4 protein-coding genes and 1 pseudogene are annotated in these 6,041 nt (G+C 58.3%); 2 read left to right on the forward strand and 3 right to left on the reverse strand.

What is annotated here, in order from left to right; genetic code table 11:
- Window positions 1–315 (forward strand): annotated as a pseudogene (locus NCN04_RS06655) (RecQ family ATP-dependent DNA helicase); the annotation flags it as partial.
- A 29-nt stretch (window positions 316–344) separates the two neighbouring features.
- On the opposite strand, the gene NCN04_RS06660 reads toward NCN04_RS06655, so the two are convergent.
- Both NCN04_RS06660 and NCN04_RS06665 read right to left on the reverse strand, forming a co-directional pair.
- Window positions 345–1,382, reverse strand: a complete 1,038-nt coding sequence (locus NCN04_RS06660; protein ID WP_048345854.1) for a LysM peptidoglycan-binding domain-containing protein — start codon at window positions 1,380–1,382, stop codon at window positions 345–347.
- 104 nt (window positions 1,383–1,486) lie between these two features.
- The gene (locus tag NCN04_RS06665) at window positions 1,487–2,887 is read right to left on the reverse strand and encodes an aldehyde dehydrogenase family protein (protein WP_250395572.1); all 1,401 of its coding nucleotides are present in this window, start codon (window positions 2,885–2,887) and stop codon (window positions 1,487–1,489) included.
- A 112-nt stretch (window positions 2,888–2,999) separates the two neighbouring features.
- Between NCN04_RS06665 and NCN04_RS06670 the strand changes: the two genes are divergently transcribed.
- On the forward strand, window positions 3,000–4,706 hold the full coding sequence (locus NCN04_RS06670; RefSeq protein ID WP_048345856.1) for an alpha-amylase family protein: 1,707 nt from the start codon (window positions 3,000–3,002) through the stop codon (window positions 4,704–4,706).
- Here the strand turns inward: NCN04_RS06670 and NCN04_RS06675 are convergent.
- On the reverse strand, window positions 4,673–6,041 hold a 1,369-nt coding region (locus NCN04_RS06675), incomplete at its 5' end, for a glycerol-3-phosphate dehydrogenase/oxidase (protein WP_250395573.1). The genes NCN04_RS06670 and NCN04_RS06675 overlap by 34 nt on opposite strands.

Here is a 6,041-nt window from a genome sequence, read left to right on the forward strand (position 1 = left end):
CTCTCAGTGGGCGAGCTCACGACTCCTTGCGGCCGCTGTGATCGTTGCCTGGCTGATGTGCGGCTCAAGGATTGGTCAGATCGCGCCCAAGACTTGTTGGAGGTGATCGATGCAGGGCAGGGAGCAGACATCCGCAGCCTGACTGAGCGATTGCGGGAGCTTGATGGCAGCGAAGATCGTTGGGGTTGGCTTGCGCGCAGGCTCGTACAAGAGGAGCTCATTCGCGAGAGCAACGACGGTGCCCAACGCTTGTCGTTAAGGGATAGCGGCCGACAATTCCTGCATGACCCTTGGCCCCTGCATTACGCAGCTTGATCGAGGCTTTGGCAAGGCATCGGCTTGGCTTAAACGGTTTTGTTACAACGATCCTTCACCAAGTCCTTCTCGAAATTGGTTTGCGGAGCAATCCAGCTCTTCCATGCACCATCAGAACTGGTGACATTGATTTTGCGAGCGGAACAGTTCACGGCCACGTAAAGGGGCTTGCCTGCGCTGTTCAAGGTTGGGGCCACCATGCTGCCGCCCATCGATTGCCAGTTGCTCCAGTCCACTTGAAGCGGGCCGTAGGTTCGCCATGACGCTGGTTTGGCCTCCACTGATGGGGTGGTAGTGGTCTTGCTCGGAGTCGCTTTTTTGGGCGTCGTCTTCGTTGTCGCCGTTTTGGGCTGAATGGGTTTGGCTTGAACCGTCTTGGATGGTGCGCTGGCTGTTGCCGTGAGAACTGGTTTTGTTGCTGGCGTGGTGCTGGTTGGCACTGCTGTGCTGACCGATTCTGTGATTTCGGGGCGACGGGTATCCCGAAGCATCAACTTGGTTCCAATCGTCACCTTGTTGGGGTCATTGATGGTGTTGAGATCAATCAGCGAAGCAACCGGAACCTCATAGGCGCGCGCGATCTGGGTGAGGGTTTGGCCTCGGGCCACGGTGTGGGATGTGGCGTTGGGATTGGCTTGAATCGGCGTCGGCTTGGCTTTTGCCACGGGCTTGGGCTTGGGAAGCACGGCCGATGTGGGCAGCTTCAGCGTTTGTCCTACCTCAACATGATCAGCGCTTTGAAGGCTGTTGATGGCGATCAGATCTCTTTCACTGACGCGATATCGAGCCGCAATGCCACCGAGGGTGTCTCCGCCTTTCACGGTGTGACGGCCTTGGCCAGCGCTGACAACGCCCCTGGCACCGCTGGGCAAACGCAACGTTTGCCCAACTTCCACATGGTTTGAATTGCGAATTCCATTCGCTCTCATCAAGCTTCCAACCGATACGCCATAGCGTTCAGCAAGACCTGAGATGGTGTCTCCTGGTTTGACAGTGATTGATGCCGCGCCCGCTTGGAGGGGCATCAATGCCGACAGGGTTAGGGCGGCGGCAACAATGCTTCGCATGCTTCTTTCTGTGCTGGGCGAAAGATAAGGTGTCTAGCCCAACTCGCCAGTCCCTCGCGCGGATTCATTGGTATTGAGTGATTTCGACTGCTGTTCAGCGTTGTTTAGCTCACAAAACGGCGAAATAACGCAGGATTCAAGGTGTAAGGCGGGTAGCGGAGACGAAGGTCAAGAAACCAGGGCCGGCTCAGCACCGAACGTTCGTGAGAGAAGGTTCGAAAGCCGGCTTCTGCTTGATAGCTGCCCATCCCACTGGGTCCCACTCCACCGAATGGCAATTCCGGAACACCTTTTTGCAACAGCACGTCGTTGAAGCAAACCCCACCTGAACTGGTGCGCTGCAGAACCTCGTTTTGGTCGTTGTGATCACCGCCAAAGAGATAGATCGCTAAGGGTTTGTCTTGCTGTTGGATGCGTGTGATAGCGCCATCCAAGGACTCCACCGTCAATATCGGCAATAACGGGCCGAAGATTTCCGCTGTCATTAAGGGATCCTGATCGCTATGAACCTCAATCAGGGTGGGTGCGATCTTGCGGCGTTGTCGGTCGCATTCGCCCCCAAACAGGATGCGCCCCTCGTCTCGTGCTGTTGTGATCAGCCCTTCGAGATATTGAAAATGGCGATCATGGATTAAACAGCTGAGATCAGCGCAAGCGAGTGGATCCTCTCCATACAGATTGCGGCGCTCCTCTTTCAAGGCATTCACAAGGTGTTCCCTGATGCTGGTCTGAACCAGGAGGTGATCAGGGGCGAGGCAGGTTTGTCCAGCATTCACCCCTTTGCCCCAAATCAAGCGGCGTGCTGTGACGGTCAGGTCTGCACTCTCGAGCACAACAGCAGGATTTTTACCCCCAAGCTCCAGCGTGACGGGGGTGAGATGACGGGCGGCGCCGGCCAGCACCTTGGCTCCTATCCCTCCGCCACCGGTAAAGAAAATGTGGTCAAACCCAAGGTCTACGAGAGCGGCTGCGCTGGATCCATCTCCATTCACCACCTTCACGACATCACTGGGGAATGCCTCCGTGATGAGGCGCGTGATCAGGGCTGCGGAGGCAGGAGCATGTTCCGAGGGTTTCAAAACAACGGTGTTTCCCGCCGCAAGGGCACTGATCAGGGGCTGGAGCGTGAGCATGAAGGGGTAGTTCCAGGGGCCGATCACGAGCACACAGCCCAGGGGTTCTCGGATGAGTTGGGCGCGCCCTGGCCGTTGTGCGATCGGCACGGCGATGCGGCGAGCTCGCATCCAAGCCTTAAGGCGCCGCCGCGTGACTTTTAATTCTTGAAGCAACGCCACGATTTCAAACATGCCCTCGAGCTCTGGCTTTGCCAGGTCGACACGCAGGGCGTGAAGGATGTCTGCTTCATGTCGATGAAGCAGGTCGCTTAACCGTTTTAATTGCTGTCGTCGCCAAGCTTCTGGTCGGGTCTGCCCCGAGACGACTGGAGAGCGCAGGGTCTTTAAATCAGCAGCTTGAAAGGCCTCGTTATTGCTGGAGCTGACCATCACAAGCCATGGGATCTGAGGTCATGCTCGCAGTCCTGATCGCTGGATCAAGAAAGAGGGGGTGACGTCGCGGCCGATCAGGGTTAGTACGAGATGGAATGGTGCCGGCGTGATGACTCAGCAGCAGCCGTGGTGGAACGGTGCCGTCATCTATCAGCTGATCGTGCGCAGCTATGCCGATGGCAATGGTGATGGGATCGGCGACCTGCAGGGTCTGGCTAATCGCCTGCCCTATCTCCGTTGGTTGGGTGTGGAAGCGATCTGGCTCACCCCGATTTATCCATCTCCCCTGCAGGACGGTGGATACGACATCACCGACTTCAAATCCATCCATCCAGAACTGGGGGATCTAGCGGCCTTTCATCGGGTTTTGATCGCTGCCCATTCCCACGGCATCAAGGTGATCATGGACCTAGTGCTGAATCACACCAGCACCCTCCATCCTTGGTTCCAGCGTGCCCGTTGGGCCCCAGAAGGGAGCCCTGAACGGGATGTATACGTGTGGAGTGATGACCCCAAGCGCTATGCCGATGCACCAGTGCTGTTTCGTCACTTCGAGTCTTCGAACTGGGAATGGGACGAGGTAGCGCAGCAGTACTACCTCCATCGCTTTTTGCGCCATCAACCCGACCTCAATTACGACAGCCCCGTCGTGCAGGAGGAGATGCTCGATGTGGTGGACTTTTGGATTGAACGAGGCGTAGATGGCTTCCGTCTCGATGCGGTTCCATTTCTCTGTGAAGCCGAGGGATCTCGCTGTGAAGGGTTGCCTGAAACCCACGAATTCCTTAAGCGCTTGCGGGCTCGGGTGGATCGCCATGGCAAGGATGTCTTGCTTCTTGCTGAAGCGATTCAACCGGTGGAGGAGGCTGCGCCTTACCTCGCCGATGACGAACTGCATGGAGCGTTTAACTTCGCCTTAACGGCTCACCTGTTCGCCTCGATTGCTAGTGGCACGGTGGAGGCCTTGCGCGAGTGTTTGCAGGCGGCTCAGAACGCGGTTGGTGGTTGTCGCTGGGCCTTGCCGTTACGCAATCACGATGAACTTTGGCTGGGGGATGGCCATCTGGTTCCAGAAGAGGTGATTCAAACGATCCGAGCCGGATTACACCAGGGACAGGGCCATTGGCTGAACTGGGGCATCAATCGGCGTCTTGCGCCTTTGCTCAATGGTGATCCCGGTTCCAATCGGGTGATGCATGCTCTGCTGTATAGCCTTCCAGGTCTCCCATGCCTGTACTACGGCGATGAGCTGGGGATGGGGGATTGGCCGGGCTTGCGCGACCGCGATCCGAACCGTACGCCGATGGCCTGGACGCCTGGACGGAATGGTGGATTTTCAACGGCTCCAGATCCACTGTTGGTGTTGCCGCCCATCACGGCTCCCGGCTACGACTATCGGGTTGTGAATGTTGAAGTTCAGAAGCAGCTCCCTGGATCGCTTCTGAATTGGCATCGGCGCATGCTCACCTGCCGCAAGCTGCTTCCAGCTCTGCGCAATGGCGATTTTGAGCTGTTGGATTGCGCCCATCCCGGCGTGATCGTGTACGTGCGCGCAAACGCCACGATGACGGTGCTGGTGGCGGCCAACCTCTCCGCCGCTGGGGCATCCTTTCGCCTGGATTTGAGCCGATGGTCTGGTGAACGCACCCGTGAGGTGCTGTGGGGATGTGACTACCCGCCTGCCGATGCTGAATGGTTTGTTTACCTCGCTGCGCACGGGTTCAGTTGGTGGTTGATTGGTGAGGTGGAGGAAACCGACAACAGCAGCGAGGAGGTTGAAGCTCAGCAGGACAAGTTGAGCTCCGGCGGCGTGTAAGGAGCATCCACGCCCGCCTCTTCAAGAAGGGCTTGAACCTGCGGGAGCAGGCGCTCGGCTTCGTCTTGATCCACCATGGCCAAACGGCAGCGACGGGCGAGGACATCCGTTGCCGTGCAGGCGTGTTCAGCGCTGATGGCATGGCGAAATTCACCGCGGCACACGGGGATCACATCACTCAACGGTTCGCGATCACTTTCATTCCAGCTGGCCACGAGTGCAGCTGCTTCCAAGCCGAAACTGGCTTGCAGGTGGGCCCTTTGCTGATCACGAAGAGAGGTCTCGGGCAGCAGACGCTCCAGGGCGCTGACTTGCTCCTGCAGCAGTGTGGGAGTGCGTTTGGGGTCTTGATCTGTGCCGATCAGCGGCAGCGCAGCGGGATCTGGAAGGGGGCTCCCGAATTGCTCTTCCACCGCCTTGAGGGTGTCGATCGCCATCGGTCTGCAGGTGGTCCATTTCCCCCCCATCACGCTGATGAGGCCGCTGTTGAGCCTTTCAACCTCGTGCTCCCGCACGACCCTGCTGCTGTTCACTTCGGCACCGGCTGGCTTGAGCAGCGGTCGTCCGCCAGCCCAACAGCTCCCTACATCGGGTTGGCCCAGATCGGGGAACCAGCGCTTCACGTAATCGAGCAAATAGTTTTGCTCGTCTTCGGATGGAGCTGCTGCGCTCGCTTGGGTGCAGGGCGTGTCTGTGGTGCCAACCAGGGTGCGACCAAAGAACGGCAACATGAATAAAACGCGTCCGTCATCGGTGGATGGCAACAGCAAGCCGAGTCCCTCAGGGCAGAGGTTGGCTCGCAACACCAGATGCACCCCTCTGCTGGTGAGCATGCGCATGGAGCAGTTGGGGGCGGCCATCCGGCGGATGGCATCTGCATGGATGCCTGTGGCATTCACTATGGCCCTGGCCTCCCAGCGCTCTTGTTTTCCCTTGTGGTTTTCGCTGATGGCAGCACAGATCTGACCTTGGCTGTTGCGTTCCAGCTCGCGAACCTTGGTGCGGGTCCGCAGCACAGCACCGGCTCGTTCAGCCGTGAGAGCCAGCAGCACATTCAGGCGAGCATCATCGAATTGGCCATCGCTATAGGCCACTCCGCGTCGAACATCGGGACGCAGCAGAGGTAGGGCCTGTTTGAGTTGCTTGGAAGAGAGCAAACGACTGCTTCCGATCCCAGCCCGACCGGATAAGGCGTCATACAGCCCAAGGCCGATCCGGTAGTAGGCCTGGCCGAGGCGACAGTCGCTGGGCAGCGCCAGTTCAAGGCGTTGGGCTAAAAATGGGGCTTGATCCAGCCAGTGGCCTCTCTCGAACAAGGCTTCTCGCACCAAGCGC

The sequence above is a fragment of the Synechococcus sp. MU1655 genome (genome assembly GCF_023630655.1).
Classification (GTDB): domain Bacteria; phylum Cyanobacteriota; class Cyanobacteriia; order PCC-6307; family Cyanobiaceae; genus Synechococcus_C.

Excerpts from the sequence above, each read along its gene's own strand:
- NCN04_RS06660 (WP_048345854.1), bottom strand. The coding sequence starts at position 1,382 with ATGCGAAGCATTGTTGCCGCCGCCCTAACCCTGTCGGCATTGATGCCC.
- NCN04_RS06665 (WP_250395572.1), bottom strand. The coding sequence starts at position 2,887 with ATGGTCAGCTCCAGCAATAACGAGGCCTTTCAAGCTGCTGATTTAAAG.
- NCN04_RS06670 (WP_048345856.1), top strand. The coding sequence starts at position 3,000 with ATGACTCAGCAGCAGCCGTGGTGGAACGGTGCCGTCATCTATCAGCTG.